Annotated in this window: 20 protein-coding genes; 10 read left to right on the top strand and 10 right to left on the bottom strand. The window is 37.4% G+C overall.

Going from position 1 to position 24835, the window contains the following annotated elements; genetic code table 11:
* Positions 1–352 precede the first annotated feature (352 nt).
* From FHT21_RS03035 to FHT21_RS03025, 3 genes are all read left to right on the top strand, one after another.
* Entirely contained in the window at positions 353–952 is a 600-nt protein-coding gene (locus tag FHT21_RS03035; protein ID WP_167293293.1) for an OmpH family outer membrane protein, read from the top strand.
* 110 nt (positions 953–1062) lie between these two features.
* On the top strand, positions 1063–1569 hold the full coding sequence (locus FHT21_RS03030) for a hypothetical protein (RefSeq protein WP_167293292.1): 507 nt from the start codon (positions 1063–1065) through the stop codon (positions 1567–1569).
* Positions 1570–1611: 42 nt separating this feature from the next.
* Positions 1612–2094 (top strand): nucleoside deaminase, encoded by a 483-nt coding sequence (locus FHT21_RS03025; RefSeq protein ID WP_167295455.1) that lies wholly within the window; start codon positions 1612–1614, stop codon positions 2092–2094.
* Between the two features lie 56 nt (positions 2095–2150).
* Here the strand turns inward: FHT21_RS03025 and FHT21_RS03020 are convergent, their stop codons facing one another.
* Complete coding sequence (locus FHT21_RS03020) at positions 2151–4076, bottom strand: redoxin domain-containing protein (RefSeq protein WP_167293291.1); 1926 nt, start codon at positions 4074–4076, stop codon at positions 2151–2153.
* A 109-nt stretch (positions 4077–4185) separates the two neighbouring features.
* Here FHT21_RS03020 and FHT21_RS03015 point away from each other — a divergent pair, with 109 nt between their 5' ends.
* A complete protein-coding gene (locus tag FHT21_RS03015) occupies positions 4186–4959 on the top strand; it encodes an EcsC family protein (protein ID WP_167293290.1) in 774 nt (257 codons plus the stop codon).
* Here the strand turns inward: FHT21_RS03015 and FHT21_RS03010 are convergent, their stop codons facing one another.
* Positions 4960–5361 (bottom strand): RNA-binding S4 domain-containing protein, encoded by a 402-nt coding sequence (locus FHT21_RS03010; RefSeq protein ID WP_167293289.1) that lies wholly within the window; start codon positions 5359–5361, stop codon positions 4960–4962.
* 184 nt (positions 5362–5545) lie between these two features.
* On the opposite strand from FHT21_RS03010, the gene FHT21_RS03005 reads away from it, so the two are divergent.
* Positions 5546–6364 carry a 2,3,4,5-tetrahydropyridine-2,6-dicarboxylate N-succinyltransferase gene (locus FHT21_RS03005; protein ID WP_184469604.1) on the top strand — a complete coding sequence of 273 codons (819 nt, stop codon included), beginning with the start codon at positions 5546–5548 and terminating at the stop codon, positions 6362–6364.
* A gap of 98 nt (positions 6365–6462) precedes the next feature.
* Entirely contained in the window at positions 6463–7572 is a 1110-nt protein-coding gene (locus tag FHT21_RS03000; RefSeq protein WP_167293288.1) for a glycosyltransferase family 1 protein, read from the top strand.
* A 250-nt stretch (positions 7573–7822) separates the two neighbouring features.
* Here the strand turns inward: FHT21_RS03000 and FHT21_RS02995 are convergent, their stop codons facing one another.
* On the bottom strand, positions 7823–8377 hold the full coding sequence (locus FHT21_RS02995) for a DUF4136 domain-containing protein (RefSeq protein ID WP_167293287.1): 555 nt from the start codon (positions 8375–8377) through the stop codon (positions 7823–7825).
* A 208-nt stretch (positions 8378–8585) separates the two neighbouring features.
* Between FHT21_RS02995 and FHT21_RS02990 the strand changes: the two genes are divergently transcribed.
* From FHT21_RS02990 to miaA, 4 genes are all read left to right on the top strand, one after another.
* Positions 8586–9152, top strand: coding sequence for an L-threonylcarbamoyladenylate synthase (locus tag FHT21_RS02990; RefSeq protein ID WP_167293286.1), 567 nt, complete (start codon positions 8586–8588; stop codon positions 9150–9152).
* 91 nt (positions 9153–9243) lie between these two features.
* A complete protein-coding gene (locus FHT21_RS02985; RefSeq protein ID WP_167293285.1) occupies positions 9244–10698 on the top strand; it encodes an HD domain-containing protein in 1455 nt (484 codons plus the stop codon).
* 99 nt (positions 10699–10797) lie between these two features.
* The gene (locus FHT21_RS02980) at positions 10798–11445 is read left to right on the top strand and encodes a plasmid pRiA4b ORF-3 family protein (protein WP_167293284.1); all 648 of its coding nucleotides are present in this window, start codon (positions 10798–10800) and stop codon (positions 11443–11445) included.
* Positions 11446–11518: 73 nt separating this feature from the next.
* Positions 11519–12433: a tRNA (adenosine(37)-N6)-dimethylallyltransferase MiaA gene (miaA, locus tag FHT21_RS02975; protein WP_167293283.1), complete on the top strand. Its 915-nt coding sequence runs from the start codon at positions 11519–11521 to the stop codon at positions 12431–12433.
* Positions 12434–12480: 47 nt separating this feature from the next.
* Here the strand turns inward: miaA and FHT21_RS02970 are convergent, their stop codons facing one another.
* The 7 genes from FHT21_RS02970 to rplJ all read right to left on the bottom strand — a co-directional run bounded on the left by FHT21_RS02970 (position 12481) and on the right by rplJ (position 24835).
* Positions 12481–13773 (bottom strand): SGNH/GDSL hydrolase family protein, encoded by a 1293-nt coding sequence (locus FHT21_RS02970; protein WP_167293282.1) that lies wholly within the window; start codon positions 13771–13773, stop codon positions 12481–12483.
* A gap of 11 nt (positions 13774–13784) precedes the next feature.
* On the bottom strand, positions 13785–15008 hold the full coding sequence (locus FHT21_RS02965) for an outer membrane protein transport protein (protein WP_167293281.1): 1224 nt from the start codon (positions 15006–15008) through the stop codon (positions 13785–13787).
* 76 nt (positions 15009–15084) lie between these two features.
* Positions 15085–15396 carry a DUF3467 domain-containing protein gene (locus FHT21_RS02960; RefSeq protein ID WP_167293280.1) on the bottom strand — a complete coding sequence of 104 codons (312 nt, stop codon included), beginning with the start codon at positions 15394–15396 and terminating at the stop codon, positions 15085–15087.
* A 137-nt stretch (positions 15397–15533) separates the two neighbouring features.
* The gene (gene rpoC / locus FHT21_RS02955) at positions 15534–19820 is read right to left on the bottom strand and encodes a DNA-directed RNA polymerase subunit beta' (protein ID WP_167293279.1); all 4287 of its coding nucleotides are present in this window, start codon (positions 19818–19820) and stop codon (positions 15534–15536) included.
* An 88-nt stretch (positions 19821–19908) separates the two neighbouring features.
* Positions 19909–23712, bottom strand: coding sequence for a DNA-directed RNA polymerase subunit beta (gene rpoB, locus FHT21_RS02950; protein ID WP_167293278.1), 3804 nt, complete (start codon positions 23710–23712; stop codon positions 19909–19911).
* Positions 23713–23869: 157 nt separating this feature from the next.
* Positions 23870–24247, bottom strand: coding sequence for a 50S ribosomal protein L7/L12 (gene rplL, locus FHT21_RS02945; protein ID WP_167293277.1), 378 nt, complete (start codon positions 24245–24247; stop codon positions 23870–23872).
* A gap of 66 nt (positions 24248–24313) precedes the next feature.
* A complete protein-coding gene (gene rplJ, locus FHT21_RS02940; protein WP_010601096.1) occupies positions 24314–24835 on the bottom strand; it encodes a 50S ribosomal protein L10 in 522 nt (173 codons plus the stop codon).

Raw genomic sequence — 24835 nt, 5'->3', positions numbered from 1 at the left:
TTAACACGGTTTTTATATCTGTGGTTGAGTTATGTTCTGAAATTTGCCATGGCCACCCTGCAACCCTAAATAGTAACACCAACGCTGCCATCTAAACCCGATGGCAGCGGGCATGCAATAAAGCGGACAGCGGGACGAACAAATGTTTAAAATACCGACTTAGCTTTTCAAAATCACTGCTACCAGATTGAGCAGTTAACGTTAGTGGTTTAGCGCTGATTACATTAAACGTTTAGCATACTGCCGCCTAAGGCAAAATCTGTTTTACAGCAACTTGTATTGCGATAGGCTTTTCTTTAAATTGCATATCAAAACTAATTTATATAAGTTTGCTAAAATTTATTAAACAAGAATGGAAAGAAGAACCTTTAAAACCTTTGGTTTACTTGCAACAGCAACTTTGATAACTGCTTTCTCTGCATGCCAGAACAAAGACACTAAAACTACTGAAACTAAAAAAACAGAGGGTACTACTGCAGCGGTTTCTCCAACTGAGAAAATTGTGTATGTAAACTCCGACTCGTTACTTACAAAATATGAATACTTCAAAGATCTTAAAGTGAAATTTGAAGGTAAGACCAAAAATGCTCAGGCAGATATGCAGGCTAAAGGTCAGGCTTTTCAAAGAGAAGTTGCACAATACCAGCAATCGGCACAAACTTTATCGGCCGATCAACGTAAAAGCACAGAAGAGCGTTTAGCACGTAAACAACAAGAACTACAAACTTACCAACAAAATGCTGGTGGAGCTTTACAGAATGAGCAAGCTGCTGAGAATGAAAAACTTTACGATAAAGTAGCTGAATATTTAAAAGGTTACGCTAAAGAAAAAGGTTATAAAATGGTTTTAACTTACTCAAAAGGTAATAGTGCTATTTTATTTGCTGATGAAAGCTTAGATGTAACATCAGAAGTAATTAAAGGCTTAAACGCAGAATACAGCAAAAAATAAGCAAATAGCTGTTACAATATAGATGCCCCGTATAAATCGGGGCATTTTTTTTGATCGTGATTTTATGTAAAGGAGCAGAACGATAAAAATATTGAATCATTAACTGCATTATGAAAATTAGATTAACAATAATAGCACTTATTTTACCCCTAACGCTTTTAGCACAAAAACAAATAAAGCTAAATCATAAAATTGCGATCGTCCTACCCAAAGGACTAAATGCATTTGACGATAAAGAGAATAAAGAATTAATAAACAAGATACTCAATGGCAGCGTTTTACCAGAACCTTATAAGTTATTGGTAGTTGATTTTGCTTATAAAAAAGACAATGTAATTGTGAGGTTTTTCGCAGGAAAAAGTGAATGGCCCAATGATTATATAAAGGAAAAAATGCCCAAGTATGATAAATTAGAGATAAAACATATCGATAACAAAGATTGCTTAATTTTAAATTATAGTATAAAACCGAAAGCTTTTTATAAGATTGAAGTAAGCAATAAAACAAATAAAAAACTTGTTACTATTGAAATGGAATACCCAAATGGTGTAAATGAGGATAAAAAGAATGCTGAAAATTTAATAAACGAACTGATAAAAGGTATTAAATTTAATTAAAAACCTGGAAGCACTTATAAATTAAGTTAACGTTAGATAATGATGGAAAATAAAAGTCAACATAAAGAGTATATGAAGATGGCAATTGAGTTATCTGTGCAAAATGTGAGCGAGAACATTGGCGGACCTTTTGGGGCTGTAGTGGTAAAAGATGGGAAGTTGATTGCCAAATCAGCAAATAAAGTAACTTCTACCAACGACCCAACCGCGCATGCAGAAGTTTCGGCCATTAGACTGGCCTGTACCGAATTAAATACTTTCGATTTAAGTGGCTGTGTAATTTACACCAGCTGTGAGCCTTGCCCTATGTGTTTAGGTGCAATTTATTGGGCAAGAATTGATACGATTTATTATGCTAATACCAAGGCTGATGCAGAACATATTGGTTTTAGTGATAAGTTCATCTATGAAGAGTTAGACAAGCCCATGGAAAACAGAAGCTTGCCAGTTATCCAGCTGATGCGCGATGAAGCCTTAGCAGCCTTTAAACTATGGGAAACATCGCCAATGAGGATAGAATACTAATAGATAGAAAAGGTGCCGATTAATAATCAGCACCTTTTCTATTTGAAAATCATTGTTTATTTGCTCGATTCTTTTCCAGCCAGCAAGCCGATCATCGAATCTATTTCTTTCACCACCCCATCATCAGAGCCAGAGAAACCTACTGCTTTAAACCTGATATTACCATCCCCATCTATCACAAATTTGGTTGGAATTCCATCAACTTTGTAGGCGCTTACCACATCAAATTTGGAAGGGTCTTTTACGTTTTTGGTATCGTAAAGCACATTAAAATTGTATTTCTTTGCAGTAATAAAATCAGTCACCAATTTTTCTCTGTTTTCTTCTGTTTGCCAGGTATTTACAAATAGGAATACTATATTTGGATTACTAGCGTATTTGTTTAGGGCTTTTTGCATCCCTGGGAAAGAAGACACGCAAGGTCCACACCAGGTTGCCCAATAATCTAAAATTACGATCTTTCCTTTCAAACTGACCAGACTTACAGTTTCGCCTTTAAGGTTGGTTAACGAAAACGAAGGAGCTGGAATATTAATCATTTTTTTTATCCATTCTGCCCGCTCTTTTTCTAATGCTGCTTTTTCTAAATTGGCCAAGTACGTTTCATAAGTTCCATCTTTCTTTAGTTTGGTATAAAGCATTTTAAATTCGTTTTTTAAGGAATCATTGCCTTTACCCTCTTTAATCAATTTTTCGGCCTCGTTATAAGCTTTATCATCTTGACCATCCTTAATTAAATAAGTTACATAACGAGATGATACATCGGGCGGAACTGTTGCATATAAAGAAATGGCCTTCTCTTGCATAGCCAAAGCTTCTTTAAATTTTCCTTGATGATATAACAACAGTCCATAAGTGTCAGCATACATACCATAAGCACCGTCTAAATATTTGAGGTATTCTTCTTTAGTGCTGTAATATTTTGGTATCTCATCATTTCTTGATGCTTCTATCAATTCGAGCGACTGTTTTGAAAGCTGAGCAGCAAGTTCGATATTCTCTTTTTTCTCAGCAGAAGGCCAGGCAAAACTATTGTTATACAAACTTGCCCTGGTCATTTTATCGGTGACCTTTTTAGCGTAATCCTGAAATTTCCCCAGATCCTTAGCTTTTACAGCGCTGTTAGCCAGCATGCTATAAATTGAATTCAATCTACTTACATCTACTTTTTTATCTGGATCAAGTTTAAACTTGGCAATCATTTCATCGGCCTTTTGCGTTTGTACAGCGAAATCTTTTGTGCTATAAAGTGAATTCATCCCATCATTCCAGGCGTAATTTCCTGTAGGATATTTTTTAATTATGATGGCTTTAACAGAATCTGCCTGAGTTTTTTTCTTTAATAGAGAGTAAAGACTTATTTCAGTGCTCAAATCTTCTTCTTTTGGTTCTTTTAATGTTGATAGCGCAGAAATATTTTCATTGATCAGCTTGGTTCCATTGTCTTTATCTGCTTTGTATTCAACAGACAAATATTGTTGTAAGTTTTTCTTTTTCAATTCAGGTTTTAAAGCAAATGCTTGTTTATATAGCGAAGCGGCCTTTTCAGGGTCGATGGTAAGCCCTAAATAGTAATTCCCTGCCAATCCATACAAGAAAGCTTCGTTAAGATAAGCTTCAGCTGGCACTTTCCCGGCTTTAGTGAATGCTAAAACATAACCGGCAGGCGCTTCATCTTTTTGATCGCCAACCGAAAAAGCAAGTCCAACCACCGTAACACTATCCGGACTAGAGATTTCTCCTTTATAAACTGAACCTTCCTTAACCAGTTCTATCTTGGTATTTTTAGGGTTGGATTTTGAGAAAAAGGTATAAGCGGTACATTTTACATCTGCCAGATTTTCGAGATTAGTTCCCTTGGGTTCGTAAGTAAATTTAACTGTACTTCCTGCCGCAGGCTTATTAGCAGAAAATTTCACTCCTTGTGCATTCACTACTCCAGCAGCAAATATGAGCAAGCACAACAATTTTAAGGTTTTCATAATGAAAGGATTAAGTTCTTATTAGGTAAACTAAATATATAGTTTATTCCTTATTCTTCAAAGTTATTTTCTGTTAAATTTTAAGGAATAGTTATTGTAGTAATCAAACATGACATACGACCAAAAAATAAAGAGTGAATTGGGTTTCTGGAAGTTTAAAATCTTGCAGAAACCTTCGCTTTTGAGTAAGGTGACGGATAAAGTGCAGAAAAAAATAAACAGCTATATTCCAGACAAAGTTCACAATGCCATTACTACTGCGATTAAACAAATGGTTAAGGCAGTTCTTTTTGGTTCAACATTCACCACATCAAAACCCATTACCAATTTAACTTTAATGCACCGCGAAGCATTAATTAAGCAAAAGATAGAAAATTATAAAAAAACAGGCGCTGCTGAAGGTGGAATTACAGGCGCAGGTGGTTTTTTAATGAGCCTGGCAGATTTTCCGTTGTTACTGGGCATAAAAATGAAAATGCTTTTTGATATAGCCGCAGTTTACGGATATGATGTTAAGGATTACCGCGAACGTTTATTTATTTTACACATCTTTCAACTGGCCTTTTCAAGTAAAGAAGAAAGTCAGAATGTTTTCATAAAAATGCAGGATTGGGATGATAAAGCACATCAATTACCTACTAATATTGATGAATTTGACTGGCTTACCTTCCAACAGCAGTACCGCGATTATATTGATTTAGCTAAACTTGCGCAGATGCTTCCTTTTGTAGGCGCAGCAATTGGTGCAGTTGCCAATTATAAACTGATCGAAAAACTGGGTAAAACAGCCATGATGAGCTACCGGATGAGGTATTTCAATTTGCAGTACGCAATTAACAGTTCGCAGGAAACTGAAAACCGTAAACTAGAAACTGAAAACTAACTAATCCTCTTCTTCAAACATTCCACCAATCAGATCATCCGTTTCACGGCGATCTTTCTTCGTAGGTCGGCCTGTTCCCCTATCGCGTTTTAAACTAGGCGCATGAAACATCGATTTAAAAGCGTGTGTTTCTTCAACTGGCGTTAAGTCTTTATATTTTGTTAAGGCTGTTGGCGAATCTGTTCTATTGTAAGAGAGCGCCACAACTTCTATAATTTTCTTTTCAATTCCTTTTGATACCTGGTAAACATCGCCAACTTTCACAATTGCTGAAGGTTTAATATTCTGCCCCTTGAGTTTCACCCTACCTGCTTTACAGGCATCGGTAGCCAGGCTTCGGGTTTTAAATAACCTGATTGCCCACAAATACTTATCTATCCTAAGTTTTTCAGTCTCTGTCATAAAGGTTCAAAAATACATATTTTGGTTAACTGTTTAAATTGGTTAATCGGTTAATTGCATATGCCACTTCAAACAGTTAACCGGTTTAAACGATTAACCAGTTAATCCAACTGCAAAACAATTTAAACAATTAACCATTTAATAAACAAAAATTGATTTATTTTGCGTAAAATTTAAAAACATCATGTATTCAGATTTAAAGAAATTAATTGAAGCCGCTTGGGAGGATAGAACCCTTTTAAAATACAGCAACTATTGCGAAGCCATTGAAGCCGTTATTATGGGGCTTGATAAGGGTGAAATCCGTGTTGCTGAACCAGTTTTAAACTCTTGGGGCATTAATGAATGGGTAAAGAAAGCTGTAATTTTATATTTCCCGATTCGCGAGATGAAAGAAATTAAAAGCGGACCTTTTGTTTACCATGATAAAATGGATTTAAAAACCGACTATAAAACAACTGGTGTACGTGTTGTGCCTATGGCAAGTGCACGTTATGGTGCGTTTTTAGCAAAAGGTGTAATCATGATGCCCTCGTACGTAAACATTGGCGCTTATGTTGATGAAGGTACCATGGTTGATACTTGGGCTACTGTTGGTTCTTGTGCACAAATTGGTAAACGTGTTCACTTAAGTGGTGGTGTAGGTATTGGTGGTGTTTTAGAGCCTGTACAAGCTGCTCCGGTTATTATCGAAGATGATGCATTCTTAGGTTCTAGAGCAATTGTTGTTGAAGGTGTTAAAGTAGAAAGAGAAGCTGTTTTAGGTGCTAACGTAGTGTTAACAGCATCAACTAAAATTATTGATGTAACCGGCCCTACTCCGGTAGAATATAAAGGAATTGTTCCTGCACGTTCGGTTGTAATACCAGGCAGCTATACTAAAAAATTCCCTGCTGGCGAATTTCAGGTTCCTTGTGCTTTAATTATTGGTAAACGTAAAGAAAGTACAGATAAGAAGACTTCGCTTAACGATGCGTTGAGAGAAAATAATGTAGCGGTATAACCCCAAACCCCTAAAGGGGCTTTTAGCAGACCAAAAATGCTTAGCTCGAATAAAATATTTACACATACTACTCCCCCTTTAGGGGGCTGGGGGGAAGTATGCGTATAGGATACGATGGCAAGCGTGCCGCCAATAATTTAACAGGACTGGGTAATTATAGCCGTTCTTTAATTGAGCATTTGGCGCATCAGTTTCCTCAACACCAATACTTGGTGTATTCCCCAAAAGTAAAATCCTCCAGACAGATTGATGCTTTTTTTGAAAATGAAAACATTGAACTGAAGCTTCCTAAAAACGGACCGTTTTTATGGAGGACCTTAAACATCTTAAAAGATTTAAGTCAGGATGACTGTCAGATTTTTCATGGGCTCAGTCATGAAATTCCATTGGCCATACAGCATACAAGGATTAAATCGATCGTTACCATTCATGATTTAATTTTTCTTCGCTTTCCTCGGTATTATAAATTTATCGACCGGAAATTATACGAATGGAAAAGTAAATCTGCTTGTAAACGAGCCAATAAGATTATCGCCATCAGCGAAAAAACAAAAGAAGACATTATCGATCTATACGGAATTAACCCTGAAAAGATTGAGGTAATTTACCAGAGCTGCGATGATAGTTTTAAAACACCTTTCGCGAAAGAAACGTTAAGTAGGATTAGGACAACCTATAAACTGCCTGATAAATATATTCTGAATGTTGGCACCATTGAAGAACGTAAAAATCTAAAATTGGCGGTTCAGGCTTTAAAAGAAGTAAACGAAGAATATAAATTGGTAGTGATTGGTAAACAAACTGCTTATTTTACAACTGTTGAGAAAGAAATAGAAAAGCTTGGTCTTAAAAACAGGATCATATTCCTAAAAAACATTCCTTTTGCCGATCTACCCGGCATTTATCAAATGGCAAGTGTTTTTGTTTATCCTTCCTTTTACGAGGGTTTTGGTATTCCTATTATTGAGGCTTTGTATTCAGGCGTTCCGGTAGTTGCAGCAACAGGTTCATGCTTAGAAGAAGCCGGCGGGCCAGATAGCTTATATGTTTCGCCAAATGATGCCACTGCACTTACAAAAGCCATTAATCAAATTCTAGAAAGCCCTCAGCTGCAAAAAGAGATGAAAGAAAAAGGGGTGGAATTTGTTCAAAAATTCAATAGTCCTGTTGTTACTCAACAATTAATGGATTGCTACCTATCTCTTTAAAAAGGTATCCTTTTGGTATATCTATACGCCCTTGGTTTAAAGGATAATGAATATGTAATTTTCAGGATCAATCTGCAGACTATTAAACGTTAGTCCTGCCAATGCTACAAGTCCTCATCCGATGAAGGATCGGATTGCGGGCTTTCTGCGAATGTCAGGTTTAAGTTGAAATAGCCTGTACACAAAAAAAGGGCTGGAATTTATTTAAAAATTCAACAACCCTTTTGTTATCTTAATTAAGATTTACAACTTATCTAGCTGCTGTAACTGTTGGCGGATATTGTGCCAGTATTTCTTTTACTCCTGTATATAAACGTTGTTCTCTTTTATTGAAACTATCGAGATTAAAACCAGATCCTTGTCCGTGCCAGAATAAAATCTTTTTAGCAGGGTCTAAGAAATCGATAATAATTGTGCCTTCGATATATTGGTTTACATAGGTTCCACCGCCCCAGAATGGATTTCCCCAGCCGCCACGCCAGCCCCAACCCCAGCCACCATAATAACCTGGACCATATACATCGGTTTTTTCCCTGGCAACCACCACCAGGTTCACTAATAAATCCGGGCGATCTGATTTTGTAAATCCTTTAGCGTTCATTTCAGATTCAACAGCAGCTATTAATCTGCGCTTATCCAGATTATTAAGTTTAACCCTCGCTATGCCTTTATCGTAAAAATTGTAAGTTTTATAACCACTTAAATCAACATTTTTATCATAGTCAGATGCGGTACGGAGTGTTGTACATCCTGCTAATGCCAATACTACTGTAAAAAGCATTAATAATTTTTGTGTCGTTTTCATTTGCGTTGCTTTTGTAAATAACCTATATTAAATATAACAATTTTATAATGAAAAGGTTAGCACTGATATAAATTTTACAAATCCATTTGATTTCTATAGAACCAGCCTAAGATTGTAATCTAGAATGACTGCAAAACTAAATATTGTAACGTTAAAAAAAATAAACATTAACATAATTTAACTTCCTATTTATAAATACCTTTGCTGCATGCTTAGAGATGAAATTAATAAGGCTTTAGAAGTTTTAAAATCAGGCGGGGTTATCTTGTATCCTACCGACACCATTTGGGGAATAGGTTGCGATGCTACAAATCCAGAAGCAGTAGATAAAGTACTTAAAATAAAAAATCGTCCTGCCGAAAAGAGCCTGATTGTATTATTGGATGTAGATAGCAAACTGCAGAGTTACGTAGCTGAAATCCCCGATGTGGCTTACGATTTAATTGAATATGCAGAAAATCCATTAACCATTATCTTTTCCGGGGCAAAAAACTTAGCTCAAAATGTAATCAATGCCGATGGCAGTGTGGGCATCAGAATTGTTAAACACGATTTTTGCACACCGTTAATCCAACGTTTTAGAAAACCTATTGTTTCAACCTCTGCAAATTTAAGTGGACAGCCTTCGCCAAAATTCTTTGACGACATCGATCCTGAAATTATCAATGCTGTTGATTACGTAGTAGATTTCGAGCAGGAAAATCGAACCAGCAAAAAGCCATCAACCATTATGAAACTTTCTCCCGGTGGACAATTTGAGTTTATTAGGAAGTAAGCACCCCCAACCCCTTAAAGGGCTTTTATTCATAGCGGTCTTTATCCCCAAATGTTTTTCTTAATTTTGAGGAAATGAATTACCCTTACATATGCAATTTAATTTGAACGAGGGGAACAACGAGTCCCCTTCAGGGGATTTAGGAGTTCACCTGCAAAACCCAATATTTAAAACCTTATCATTAATCGCCGATAAGAATAAAACTGAAGCGTATGTAATCGGAGGATTTGTTCGTGATTTATTTTTAGATCGACCTTCAAAAGATATTGATGTGGTTGTTGTAGGTAGTGGAATAGCATATGCTGAAGCTGTTGGCAGAAAACTGAACACTAAAGTTGCTGTTTTTAAAAATTTCGGCACAGCAAATATTAAATTTCAGGATTTAGAAGTAGAGTTTGTGGGTGCCCGGAAAGAATCTTATCGTTCTGATTCGCGTAAACCCATTGTTGAAGATGGCAGCTTGGAAGATGACCAGCTGCGCAGAGATTTTACCATCAATGCCTTGGCGATTAATTTAAATACTGATCATTTTGGTGAACTGCTAGATCCGTTTGACGGGATTAAAGACCTGGAAAATAAGCTCATCCGCACACCACTTGATCCTGAAATTACTTTTTCTGACGATCCTTTGCGCATGATGAGGGCAATCCGCTTTGCCTCCCAGCTTAATTTCAATATCGATCTGGCTGCCCTAAATGCCATTAAAACACAAAAACAGCGCATCAGTATTGTTTCAAAAGAACGGATCACAGATGAGATGAATAAAATTATTCTCTCTAAAAAACCTTCAATAGGTTTTAAACACCTTTTTGATACCGGATTATTACATATTATTTTTCCCCAAATGGCGCAGCTCTATGGCGTAGAGATTATTAAAGGAAAAGGCCATAAAGACAATTTCTACCATACTTTAGAAGTATTGGATAATATTTGTGCAGATACGGATGATTTATGGTTGCGCTGGGCTGCTATTTTACACGATATTGCCAAACCTGCTACCAAACGTTTTGAAGAAGGCCACGGCTGGACATTCCACGGCCATGAAGACAGAGGTGCCAGAATGGTTCCAAAAATATTTGCACAGCTAAAACTTCCTTTAAACGAAAAGATGAAGTATGTGCAAAAATTGGTGCAGCTTCATTTACGTCCGATTGTTCTGGCACAGGAAACCGTTACAGATTCTGCTGTAAGGCGATTACTTTTTGATGCCGGAGAGGAAATTGAAAGCCTGATGTTGCTCTGCAATGCCGATGTAACAACGAAAAACGAATACAAAAAAACAAAATATAGAAACAACTTTGAGCTGGTTAAACAAAAGCTTAAGGATGTGGAAGAACGCGATAAAATTAGAAACTGGCAACCTCCTATTTCAGGAAATGATATTATGGAAACTTTTGGTCTTGAAGCGGGAAGAGAAGTTGGCATAATTAAAAATGCCATCCGTGAGGCCATACTGGAAGGTGAGATTACGAACGACTATCGGGAAGCATTTAATTTTATGCTCAATCAGGCAAAACAAATGGGATTAAATCCTGTTAATAAATAATTTAATTGCTAAAACACTACAATTAGGATGTCTTTTATGGCGCCTGATATTTGTGGTAATTATAAATTAACTTTATTTTTACGGCTCCAAAACACTATAATGGCTATTTATAAATTTAGAATTACTTTCGAAGATTTTGATGATGTTGTGAGAGAGATCGACATTAAATCAAACCAAACATTTGAAGACCTGCATAAGGCTATTCACAGATCTACAGGTTATAATGCCGAAAAATCTTCCTCTTTTTATGTAAGCACCGACAATTGGTTAAAGGGAGATGAAATTGCCTATTTGCCAAACGAACGTAAAAAAGACCGTGTAGTTTTAATGGAGAATTCTAAATTGAGCGGTTTTATTGAAGATCCGCATCAAAAGTTTTACTATATCTATAATTTCGATCGCCCTTACGATTTCCATGTAGAGTTGGTAAAAATAATTTTAGATGCCGATCCGAATATCGAGTACCCGTTTTTAGCCAAAAGCACTGGCGAGGCACCAAAAATAATGGAGCAGAACAGTCCACAATCCGTTGATCCAAGAGGTGCAGCTGCTACTGCCAGCGAATTTGATTTCTTAAATGAAATGAACTTTGTACCTGAAGACACTGACGAATTAGAAGCCATGGGCGAAATGGGCATCAACGAGGAAGAAAGAGACGGAGATGAAGAAAGTGAAGAAGACGAATTCGGAGATGAATTTTCTGATAGCGATAACTTCGAAGATGATGGCCATAAAGATGACTATTAATTAGCATCAAAATAATAAATGCAAAAAGCTGCCAAATATTTAAATTTGGCAGCTTTTATTTTATACAAATCTTATGCCTCACCCAAAAACCTTAATATCCATTGTTGGCCCTACTGCAATAGGCAAAACAGCCCTGGCTATTCAACTGGCTCAATATTTTGGTACAGAAATTATTTCTGCAGATTCACGTCAGTTTTTTAAGGAAATGGAAATTGGAACGGCTAAACCAGATGCTACTGAATTAGCGGCGGCTAAACATCACTTCATTAACTCTCATGTTGTTTCACAATTGTTTAGCACTGGCGATTTTGAAGTAGAAGGTTTAAAAATACTTGAAGAAATTTTCCAAAACCACGATCTCGCTATTATGGTGGGGGGCTCCGGATTATATGTAAACGCTTTAATAAATGGCTTGGATGAAATGCCGGATATTGATTTAGCGGTACGTGAAAGGCTGAATAAACAATTTGAAGAAGAAGGATTATCCAGTATCCAAAAACAGCTGGCCACATTGGATCCAGAATATTTTGTAAAGGTAGATCAACAAAATCCACAAAGAATGATCAGGGGTTTGGAGGTATTCTTATCAACAGGTCGAAAACTTTCTTCAATGCTTTCGGCTACAAAAAAGGAAAGACCGTTTAATATTATCAAAATCGGGTTAAATACTGATAGAGCCGTTCTTTATGACCGAATTAACAGAAGAGTTGATCAAATGATTGCCGATGGTTTAGTTGATGAAGTAAAATCGCTAATCCCATTTAAAAAATACAATGCTTTAAACACGGTAGGTTATAGTGAGCTTTTCGATTACCTGGACGGAAAATTATCTCTTGTTGATGCTGTTGCTTCAATTAAACAAAATACCCGCCGTTTTGCTAAGCGCCAATTAACCTGGTTTAGAAGAGATGATGAATTAACCTGGTTCGAACCCTATCAAAGTGCAGAAATTATAAACTTTATAGAAAACAAAATAACGGATAAATAAAAAAAGAGCATAAATGCTCTTTTTTTATTTATCCGTTAAAAGATGATTTATTTATCAGGGAATTTTACTCCTCTATATTGTGTAATATCAACAGAAGGTATGGTAGAATCATACTTAGCATTAATTGCGTCGATAAATACATTGGCAATTACCGCATTTCCGCGTGGGGTTAAGTGAATTCCGTCTAAAGAAAAGGCACCACCGCTAATAAATGCAGCATTGATACCTACCCCCTGAATATTCAAACCTGTTTTAACCTGGTTAAAATAACTATAGGTATCTGCAATCGCCAAGCCTTTACTGGTAGCTAAAGATTTAATGCTGCTGTTGTAGCTATTTACATAGTCTTTTACTTTAATTACTTCATCCTTATCCAATACCCATTTATTTTCGATTGGATTTAAGGGGTGTAAACCATAAGGAATGGCACCTTGACCGAACAAACCAGCTGATTGGAAAGGCAAACGGATTAAATCTTCATCAGTTGCAGCTCTTACTGCTCCTGTACCAGTTTGAATGAATACTGCCTGAGCAGCTGGATTAGCTGCCTTCGCTGCAGCAAGCAGCAAAGATGGCTTAACAGTATTAAAATACGGAATAGCTGTTACATCTGGAATGGTTGCTACAATGCCTTTTTGACCGCCAGCGGTTAAAGCATTTAACAAATTAGCATACAATGATGAAAATGTTACTTTATCCGTTAACACAGTGGTTGGGTCGCCGGTAACGGTAACTGCACCATTAGTTGCATAACCCAATACATCATTATTTCCTAACCAAAGTGAGAAAAAAGTATGGTTTCTACCTTGTATAAACTGAAAATAATTGGTTTTACCCACTTGTGCATCAGTTAATAAACGTTCAAAATATGGATTAGCAGCGCTAAAAGTAAGCGTAGGATCAAAAGATAAATCGACACGCATACCTGGGATACCCAAATTTTGGATTTCACCGCTATATTTATCTAGATGTTTGGCTGCATCTCTATATGCTAATTTATCAGTTACCTGTGTTAACGTTGGCGTACCATTAACCAGTGCGGATAAGGCAAGATAACCTGAACCATTTGAATGTTCATCAGTAAAAAATGGAGAAGTAAATGTGCTACCACCCACCGTAGCCATTTTAGCAGCAATTAAATTTGGATAAGCTACCTTTTGTCCTTCTAAATACAGACCGCCATCAGCAAAGCCTGAAGTTAATGAGTTTCCTACAGCGATGTACTTGCTAAAATTAGCCTGCCCGGCAGTAGTACCAGCTGGGGTTTCTATTTCGGGTTTACAAGCTGCTGCAAAAAGGATGATAGCAGCAACGAAACTATTTAATATATATCTTTTCATTTAAATTCCTCCTACCATTTATAAGTTAATGAAATACCAGGTGCATAAACCAGCGTTTTAAAGGTACCATCCAGGCCTGTTTCAATATTCTTTTGTTTACGCGATTTAACATCCTCAAAAAAGAACGATGCATTTACTTCGAAATGGCGGGTAGGCGTATAACCTAAACCGGCGCTTAAAATATAACGGTCAGCATCTGGTGCCTCTGGTGTTACATAGCCATCCTGAACCGGCGAGAAAGCATAACCTACACCAGCTCTTAAAGCTAATTTTTCTGATGCCTGATGATTGATACCCAATTTAAATGATGAACCATCACGATAGTTGCGGGCAGATTTAGTATCAGCCAAGGCTGGCGTATTGGTCGCATAATCAAATGATAAATCCTGGTAAATATGCCATTGTACCCAACTCGCATCAAATGCTAAAACGGTACTTTTTGATAACGGAATACCAACACCTAAACTAGTTGTTGCAGGCAAAGGCAATTCGGCATTGAATGTATTTCCAGGAGGAAAAGATCCTGTTAATGATTGTGGAACTGTAAAGTCTGCCGTACCCCCATCCAGTTTCGTAATTACTTTCGATTTATGCACCAGGGCAAAAGAGCTATTGCTTAATGTTTTAATATATAAACCAGCATTCCATCCGTAACCTTTACCCGTACCATCTAAGGTAACATGGCCAGAGCGCCCGTCAGGATAATTTACTGGTAATGCCCTTTGAAGGTTTACATCCCCATGGTTGTACACAAAACCAGCACCGATACCAATACGATCGGTAATTTTAATACTTAAAGTGGGCTGAAAATAGATTGCTTTTAAATTTAATGAGGTTAAAGTATACTTACCAGACCAGTTATCGCCCCAATCTACCAAACCACCAAATGGAGTATATACCCCCAGACCGAGCTTCCATTTATTTGATTTCGGCCCCCAAACAGCATAAAACTCGAAAGGTGGGGCAATTTTGTTCTTTACATTTTCTGTGATGTTAGAACCGCTTTGTTTGAAAGCTGATTTAAACAATAATGGGTTTACTCCTGCTGAAACTGAGTTTTTCTCTAAGAAAGTTACTGCACCAGGATTGTAAAATACAGAAGCCTCATCTAAGGCCAATGCAGAACCTGCACCGGCCATACCAATTTGTTTCTGTCCTTGTAAATTAACCTGGAAACCCTGCCCCAAAACCCAAAGTGGGGCAGAAAGTAATACGCTCAATAAAATTTTTTTCATTTATAAATGGTTATACACAAATATATACTATGCTAACATAGTATACAAGTATTTGTTCGTAAGAATTTTGATTGTCTTACGCCTGGGCAGTTGGTCCGCCGAAGCCCATAGGAAAAGGTGGTTCTTCTTGAGTTTTAATACGTCCGTTTACGGCTTCGAATTTTTGGATATTATCTTCTAATGCTGATAATAACCGCTTTGCATGCTCAGGAGTTAAAATAATCCTCGATTTAACTTTTGCCTTTGGTATACCCGGCATTACACGGATAAAATCCAATACAAATTCGGTATTTGAATGGGTAATAATAGCCAGGTTAGAAAAAATTCCTTCAGCAATTTCTTCAGATAACTCTATATTTAATTGATTATCGTTTTGTTGTTCTTCCATAATAGTTCAAAAATAAAAAATTCCGCTGCTTAATGGCGGAATTTTGAATATAATATTAGATATTAAAGTTACAAATCTGTTCCAAACAAAAAACTCCCTCAATATTGAGGGAGTTTTAAAATAAAATATCAAAAATATTAAGCTTCTACTTCTTCTTGTTTCGAAGCTAATAATTTATCGTATTCTTCTTGAGAACCAACAATGATTCTTTCGTAACCACGAACACCAGTACCTGAAGGGATTAAGTGACCTACGATCACGTTTTCTTTCAAGCCTAACATATTATCGCGTTTACCTGCAATTGCTGCCTCATTTAATACTTTCGTAGTTTCCTGGAACGAAGCCGCAGAAATGAACGATTTAGTACCTAATGATGCACGTGTAATACCTTGTAAGATAGAACTCGCAGTTGCCGGTCTTGCATCTCTCACCGTGATCTGTTTTAAATCTTTACGTTTTAATTGAGAATTTTCATCTCTTAATTTACGTAATGAAACAATCTGACCTGGTTTGAATTCAGTCGAATCGCCTGCATCTTCAACAACTTTCTTGTCGTACATGGCATCGTTTTCTTCTGAGAAGTCCCAACGATCTACTGCATTGTTTTCTAAGAAAATAGTATCTCCCGGATCTTCGATGTGAACTTTCTGCATCATCTGGTGAACAATCACCTCGAAATGTTTATCATTAATTTTCACACCTTGTAAACGATAAACCTCTTGAATACCATTTACTAAATATTCCTGAACTGCAGCAGGTCCTTTAATTGCAAGGATATCAGCAGGAGAAATTGAACCATCAGATAATGGCATACCTGCTTTCACAAAGTCGTTATCCTGTACAAGGATGTGTTTCGACAATGGAACAAGGTATTTTTTAACTTCACCATCTTTAGATTCGATTGTGATTTCACGGTTACCACGTTTAACACCACCTAAAGTTACCACACCATCAATTTCAGTTACTACAGCTGGGTTAGATGGGTTACGTGCTTCGAATAATTCCGTTACACGAGGTAAACCACCCGTAATATCTCGGGTTTTACCAGTTGCACGAGGAATCTTAGCGATAATCTGACCTGTTTGGATCGTTTCACCTTCATCAACTGAAACGTGTGCACCTACCGGGATGTTATAACCTTTGATAAACTCTCCTTTTTTGTCAACGATCTGAACTGAAGGGTTTTTCGTTTTATCACGGGTATCGATAATCACTTTTTCGCGGTGACCAGTTTGCTCATCAGATTCTTCGCGGTAAGTTACACCATCAATAATGGCATCGAATTGTGCTTTACCAGCAAACTCTGAAAGGATAACCGCGTTGTACGGATCCCACGAACAAATTTTATCGCCTTTAGTTACTTTATCACCTTCTTTAACGAATAAGAAAGCTCCATACGGAATGTTGTTGGTTACGATAACTCTACCGCTTCCTGGCTCAACAATTCTAAACTCACCTGAACGGCCCAATACAACCTGTACTGTTCCATCTTCGGTTTGTGTATCTACTGTACGGATATTTTCGAACTCAACAACACCATCAAACTTAGCTACGATGTTAGATTCTGCAGCAATGTTTGATGCAGTACCACCCACGTGGAAAGTACGAAGTGTTAACTGTGTACCTGGCTCACCGATTGACTGTGCTGCAATTACACCAACTGCCTCACCTCTTTGAACACGTTTACCAGATGCCAAGTTACGGCCATAACATAATGCACAAACTCCACGTTTAGATTCGCAAGTTAATACTGAACGGATCTCGATACCTTCTAATGGAGATTCTTCGATCAATTTAGCTACATCTTCGTTAATATCTTCGCCCGCACCTACCAATAAAGTGTTATCCAATGGATTGTACACATCATGTAATGAAGTACGACCTAAAATCCTATCGTATAATGGTTCAACAATATCTTCGTTATCTTTTAACGCAGTGGTATACATACCTCTTAAGGTACCACAATCGTTATCGTTAACAATCATATCCTGTGCCACATCATGTAAACGACGGGTTAAGTAACCCGCATCCGCCGTTTTTAACGCCGTATCCGCCAAACCTTTACGCGCACCGTGAGTAGAGATAAAGTACTCTAATACCGATAAACCTTCTTTAAAGTTTGATAAGATCGGGTTTTCAATGATATCGCCACCTGAACCTGATTTTTGAGGTTTCGCCATCAAACCACGCATTCCGCAAAGCTGACGAATCTGCTCTTTAGATCCACGTGCACCTGAATCAAGCATCATGTAAACTGAGTTAAAACCTTGGTTATCTGATGATAACTGAGTCATAACGAAAGTAGTTAACCTGTTGTTGATACGGGTCCAGATATCGATAATCTGGTTATAACGCTCGTTGTTGGTAATGAAACCCATGTTATAGTTGTTTCTTACCTCTTCAACCTCAGCTGCTGCCTGTTCTAATAAAGTATGTTTTTCTACCGGGATGTTTACGTCTTGTAGGTTGAATGATAAACCTCCTTGGAATGCCATTTTGAAACCTAATTCTTTGATATCATCTAAGAATTGAGAAGCACGGGCCATACCAGTCATTTTCACTACTTCACCAATAATATCCCTTAAAGATTTTTTGGTTAATAATTCATTGATATAACCAACCTCTTCAGGAACCATTTGGTTGAACAATACCCTACCTACCGTAGTTTCAGTTAATTTATTAACGATAGAACCATCTGCTTGTTTAACATTTACCCTTACTTTGATAAATGCATGCAAGTCTAATTCTTTCTCGTTATAAGCAATAATAACTTCTTCTGGAGAATAGAAAGCAGAATCCTGTCCTTTTACAACTCTAGTTTCATCTGTTCTACGGCCTTTAGTAATGTAATAAAGACCCAAAACCATATCCTGAGAAGGTACTGTAATTGGCGTACCATTTGCAGGGTTTAAGATGTTGTGTGCAGCCAACATTAATACCTGGGCTTCCAAAATTGCTGCGTTACCTAACGGTAAGTGAACAGCCATCTGGTCACCATCAAAATCGGCGTTGAATGCGGTACAAACTAATGGGTGTAACTGGATTGCTTTTCCTTCAATTAATTTTGGCTGGAAAGCCTGGATACCTAATCTGTGTAGCGTAGGTGCACGGTTTAATAATACCGGGTGACCTTTTAATACATTTTCTAAAATATCCCAAACTAATGGATCTTTTCTATCAACGATTTTCTTAGCAGATTTAACTGTTTTTACTACACCACGCTCAATCATCTTACGAATAATGAACGGTTTGTAAAGCTCAGCAGCCATATCTTTAGGAATACCGCACTCGTGTAATTTAAGGCTAGGCCCTACAACAATTACCGAACGAGCTGAATAATCCACACGTTTACCTAATAAGTTCTGACGGAAACGACCTTGTTTACCTTTCAAAATATCTGAAAGTGATTTTAAGGCACGGTTACCTTCAGTTTTTACCGCGTTAACCTTACGTGAGTTATCGAACAACGAATCTACAGCTTCCTGCAACATACGTTTTTCGTTACGTAAAATTACCTCTGGTGCTTTAATCTCGATCAAACGTTTTAAACGGTTGTTACGGATAATTACACGACGGTATAAATCATTTAAATCGGAAGTAGCGAAACGACCACCTTCTAATGGAACCAACGGACGTAATTCTGGTGGAATAACCGGAACGATTTTAACAATCATCCACTCAGGGCGATTCTCGATACGTGTATTGGCACCACGGAAAGCTTCAACAACCTGAAGGCGTTTTAAAGCCTCATTTTTACGCTGTTGAGAAGTTTCGTTAGCTGCCTGGTGACGTAAGTCGTAAGATAAAGTATCTAAATCAATACGTTTTAATAAATCTTCTAATGCTTCAGCACCCATTTTGGCGATGAATTTATTAGGATCTTTATCGTCTAAATACTGGTTTTCTTTAGGTAATTTATCTAAGATATCTAAATATTCTTCCTCTGTTAAGAAGTCCATATAGTTGATACCTTCCTCGGCCATTAAGCCCGACTGGATAACTACATAACGCTCGTAATAGATAATTAAATCTAATTTTTTAGTAGGTAAACCTAATAAATAACCGATTTTGTTTGGTAAAGAGCGGAAGTACCAGATGTGTGCAACAGGAACCACTAAAGCAATGTGGCCCATACGCTCACGACGTACTTTCTTTTCAGTTACTTCAACACCACAACGATCGCAAACAATACCTTTATAACGGATACGTTTGTATTTACCGCAATGACATTCGTAATCTTTTACCGGACCAAAAATACGCTCACAGAACAAACCATCACGCTCAGGTTTGTAAGTACGGTAGTTAATGGTTTCTGGTTTCAACACCTCACCGCTTGAACGTTCCAAAATAATTTCTGGAGACGATAAGCTAATCGTGATTGATGTGAAATTGCTTTTTAATTTATTATCCTTTTTGTAAGACATATCTTTTTGTTTTGAGTAGCAAGTATTTCGCATCAAGTATCAAGATCGGATTACCCGTCTTGATACTTGATACTTTAATACTTAATACTTAGTCTAACGTAATATCTAAACCTAATCCACGTAACTCATGTACCAATACGTTGAACGATTCTGGTACACCTGGCGTTGGTAGGTTTTCACCTTTAACAATGGCTTCGTAAGTTTTGGCCCTTCCGATTACATCATCCGACTTAACGGTTAAGATCTCTTGAAGAATATTAGCTGCACCGAATGCCTCTAATGCCCAAACCTCCATCTCACCAAAACGCTGACCACCAAACTGGGCTTTACCACCCAATGGTTGTTGTGTAATTAATGAGTATGGTCCGATTGAACGGGCGTGCATCTTATCATCAACCATGTGACCTAATTTCAACATGTAGATAATACCTACAGTTGTAGTCTGATCGAAACGCTCACCTGTTAAACCATTGTATAAGTAGGTTTTTCCTGAAGCTGGAACACCTGCTTTAGCAATCCATTCTTCCACCTCATCGTGCGTAGCACCATCAAAAATCGGAGTTGCAAATTTAACACCCAATTCTTTACCAGCCCATGCCAATACGGTTTCGTAGATCTGACCAAGGTTCATACGTGAAGGTACACCTAGTGGGTTCAACACGATATCAACCGGGCTACCATCAGCTAAGAAAGGCATATCTTCATCACGTACAATACGTGCAACAATACCCTTGTTACCGTGGCGACCCGCCATTTTATCACCTACTTTTAACTTACGTTTTTTAGCAACATAAACTTTTGCCATTTGTACAATACCCGATGGAAGCTCATCACCTACACTAATTGCGAATTTATCGCGTTTGTAAGCACCAAGTTCTTCATTAACGCGGATACCGTAGTTATGCAGCAACATTTTAATCAGCTCATTTTTATCATCATCAGTAGTCCATTTGTTAGGGCTAATGTGATCATAATTAAGTTCGGCTAAAATTTTCTGCGTAAACTTAGCTCCCTTAGCAACCAATAGTTCCTTGTAAATGTTGTATACACCTTGCGATGTTTTTCCATTTACAATGGTGAATAATTTGTCAACTAATTCAGCTTTTAATTTCTCAGTGATATTGTTATATCCTTTGTCTAATTTCTCAATTGCTGATTTTTCTTCAGCTTTTGTAGTTTTCTTAGCACGGCTGAATAATTTAGTATCAATTACCACACCTTGGATTGAAGGAGGAGTTTTTAAAGACGCATCTTTAACATCACCTGCTTTATCACCAAAAATAGCGCGTAGTAATTTCTCTTCCGGCGAAGGATCAGATTCTCCTTTTGGCGTAATCTTACCAATTAAAATATCGCCTTCTTTTACATCAGCACCAATACGGATAATACCGTTTTCATCAAGGTCTTTAGTAGCCTCTTCAGAAACGTTCGGGATATCTGGTGTTAATTCCTCTTCTCCACGTTTAGTATCACGTACTTCTAATTCAAACTCTTCAATATGCAATGAAGTGAAAACGTCATCACGAACAATACGCTCGTTGATTACAATCGCATCCTCAAAGTTGAAACCTTGCCAAGGCATAAACGCCACTTTCAAGTTTCTACCTAATGCCAATTCACCATTTTCAGTTGCATAACCTTCGCAAAGCACTTGTCCTTTGGTAACTTTCTGACCTTTCTTAACGATTGGTTTTAAGTTGATACAAGTATTCTGGTTGGTTTTTTTGAATTTAATTAAACGGTAAGTTTTGCTATCGCCTTCAAATGAAACTAAACGATCATCTTCGTTACGTTCATATTTAATGGTAATCTCGTTAGCATCAACATACTCTACAATACCATCACCTTCTGCATTGATCAGCGTTCTCGAGTCACGTGCAACGCGACCTTCTAAACCTGTACCAACAATTGGTGCTTCAGGACGTAACAATGGCACGGCCTGACGTTGCATGTTTGATCCCATCAAAGCCCTGTTCGCATCATCATGTTCCAAGAATGGAATTAACGAAGCAGCAATTGAAGTAATCTGGTTAGGTGCAACGTCCATTAAGTCTAATTTCTCAGGCTCAATAATCGGGAAGTCACCCTCGTAACGCGCTTTAACACGTGGTGTCGTAAAGTTACCTTTATCATCGTACTCTGCATTTGCCTGAGCGATGGTTTTACCATCTTCATCTTCTGCTGATAAATAAATAACGTCTGAATCAACAACTACTTTACCATCTTCAACACGTTTGTATGGTGTTTCAATGAAACCTAAATTATTGATTTTTGCATGCACACAAAGTGATGAAATCAAACCAATATTTGGTCCCTCTGGGGTTTCAATCGTACATAAACGACCATAGTGGGTATAGTGAACGTCACGCACCTCGAAACCGGCACGCTCACGTGATAAACCACCTGGGCCTAATGCCGATAAACGGCGTTTGTGAGTAATCTCTGCTAATGGATTCGTTTGATCCATGAACTGAGATAACTGGTTGGTACCAAAGAAAGAGTTGATAACAGATGATAACGTACGGGCGTTAATCAAATCAGTTGGTGTAAACACCTCGTTATCGCGAATGTTCATACGCTCACGGATTGTTCTGGCCATACGGGCTAAACCAACACCAAATTGTGCGTACAATTGCTCACCTACCGTACGTACACGACGGTTAGACAAGTGATCGATATCATCCACTTCCTCTTTTGAGTTGATCAATTTGATCAGGTATTTCACAATCGCAATAATATCTGCTTTTGTTAATACTTTAACCTCATCAGGCGTATTCATTTTCAATTTACGGTTAATGCGGTAACGACCAACATCCCCTAAATCATAACGTTTATCAGAAAAGAATAAACGATCAATGATACCACGCGCTGTTTCCTCATCAGGTGGTTCTGCGTTACGCAAAGCACGATAGATGTTTTCTACAGCTTCTTTTTCTGAGTTTGAGGTATCTTTTTGTAATGTATTATATATAATGGTATAATCAGCCTGACTTGCGCCATCCTCTTTCGATAAGATGATGCTTTTTACGCCAGCTTCGATAACCATATCAATGTGTTCGTCTTCTAAAACGGTTTCTCTTTCAAGAATCACTTCATTACGGTCGATAGAAACTACCTCACCGGTATCTTCATCAACAAAATCTTCAACCCATTTTTTCAATACCCTTGCCGCAAGTTTACGACCGATATATTTCTTTAAACCAGATTTACTAACTTTTACTTCGTCAGCAAGATCAAAAAGTTCCAAGATGTCTTTATCAGAATCGTAACCGATAGCACGTAATAAAGTGGTAACCGGGAATTTTTTCTTACGATCGATATAAGCATACATCACGTTATTAACGTCTGTAGCAAACTCGATCCATGAACCTTTGAAAGGAATTACACGTGCAGAGTACAATTTGGTTCCGTTAGTGTGGCGGCTTTGGCCGAAGAACACTCCTGGAGAACGGTGTAATTGCGAAACGATAACACGTTCTGCACCGTTGATAACAAACGTACCTTTTGGTGTCATATACGGGATAGTACCTAAGTACACATCCTGGATAATGGTTTCAAAATCTTCATGTTCTACATCATTACAAGAAAGCTTAAGCTTTGCTTTTAATGGAACATTGTAGGTTAATCCACGCTCAATACACTCGTGTATATCGTAACGTGGCGGATCAACAAAATAATCAAGAAACTCCAATACGAAGATATTTCTTGAATCTGTTATTGGAAAGTTTTCAGCAAACACTTTAAACAAACCCTCGCTTGAGCGGTCGTCTGATGTGGTATCTATCTGGAAAAATTCTCTGAATGATTGCAATTGCACATCCAGAAAATCCGGATAGTCTATAATGTGCTTACTAGTTGCAAAATTTACTCTTTGTTCGACTGTCTTTGCCAATGGACTAAAAGATTTTAGTTTAAGAATAAACTATTTGTTTGGTTCAGATTTTAAACAGGCTCATTAACCAAACAAAATGAGATGTTTATAAACAGGTAAAGACACCGACATTTTCAGTCGGTGTCTAATACATTTTTAGCTTAGCTAAGTTAAGTGATTACTTAATCTCAACTACTGCTCCAGCTTCTTCTAATTGTTTTTTAAGAGCTTCTGCTTCGTCTTTAGCAACACCAGCTTTTAATTCTTTTGGTGCTCCGTCTACTAAGTCTTTAGCTTCTTTCAAACCTAAACCAGTTAAGTCTTTAACAAGTTTTACAACTGCTAATTTCTGACCACCAGCTTCTTTTAAGATTACATCAAAAGATGTTTTTTCTGCAGCAGCAGCAGGTGCATCACCACCAGTAGCAGGACCAGCAACTACAGCAGCAGCTGCAGGCTCAATACCATACTCATCTTTTAAGATTTGAGCTAATTCATTAACTTCTTTTACTGTTAAGTTTACTAATTGCTCAGCAAACGCTTTTAAATCTGCCATTTTATTAAGATTTTAAAAATTTACGTGTGTAATAATTTTGTTTAATTTGCGAACTTAAGGTGTTCGTTAACCTTCTCTTTCTTGAAGAGTTTTAACAATTCCTGCAATTTTGCTACCGCCTGATTGAAGTGCAGATAGAACATTTTTAGCTGGTGACTGTAATAATCCAATGATATCGCCAATAAGCTCTTCTCTTGATTTTAAGCTTACTAAGTTATTCAATTGATCGTCGCCAACGTATACTGATGAATCTATATATGCTGCTTTAAGCACAGGTTTATCAGAAGTTTTTCTCAAAGTTTTAATCAACTTAGCCGGAGCGTTTGCTGTTTTTGAGAATAATAATGATGATGAACCTTTAAGCGCTTCGTATATCTCAGAAGCATCGCCATCTAAACCTTCAATCGCTTTGCGGATTAAAGAGTTTTTAGCAACCTTCATTACGATATCACCTTCGAAACATTTGCGGCGGATGTTATTGATCTGCTCTACAGAAAGGCTAGATGTATCAGCAATATAGAAATTGCCAAACTCTTGCATTTGTCCTTGTAGTTCTAAAACTACTTCGTTTTTTTCTTCTCTGTTCAT

The sequence above is a fragment of the Pedobacter sp. SG908 genome (genome assembly GCF_011759615.1).
Lineage (GTDB): Bacteria > Bacteroidota > Bacteroidia > Sphingobacteriales > Sphingobacteriaceae > Pedobacter > Pedobacter riviphilus.
This window is presented reverse-complemented; position numbering and strand designations above follow the sequence as displayed.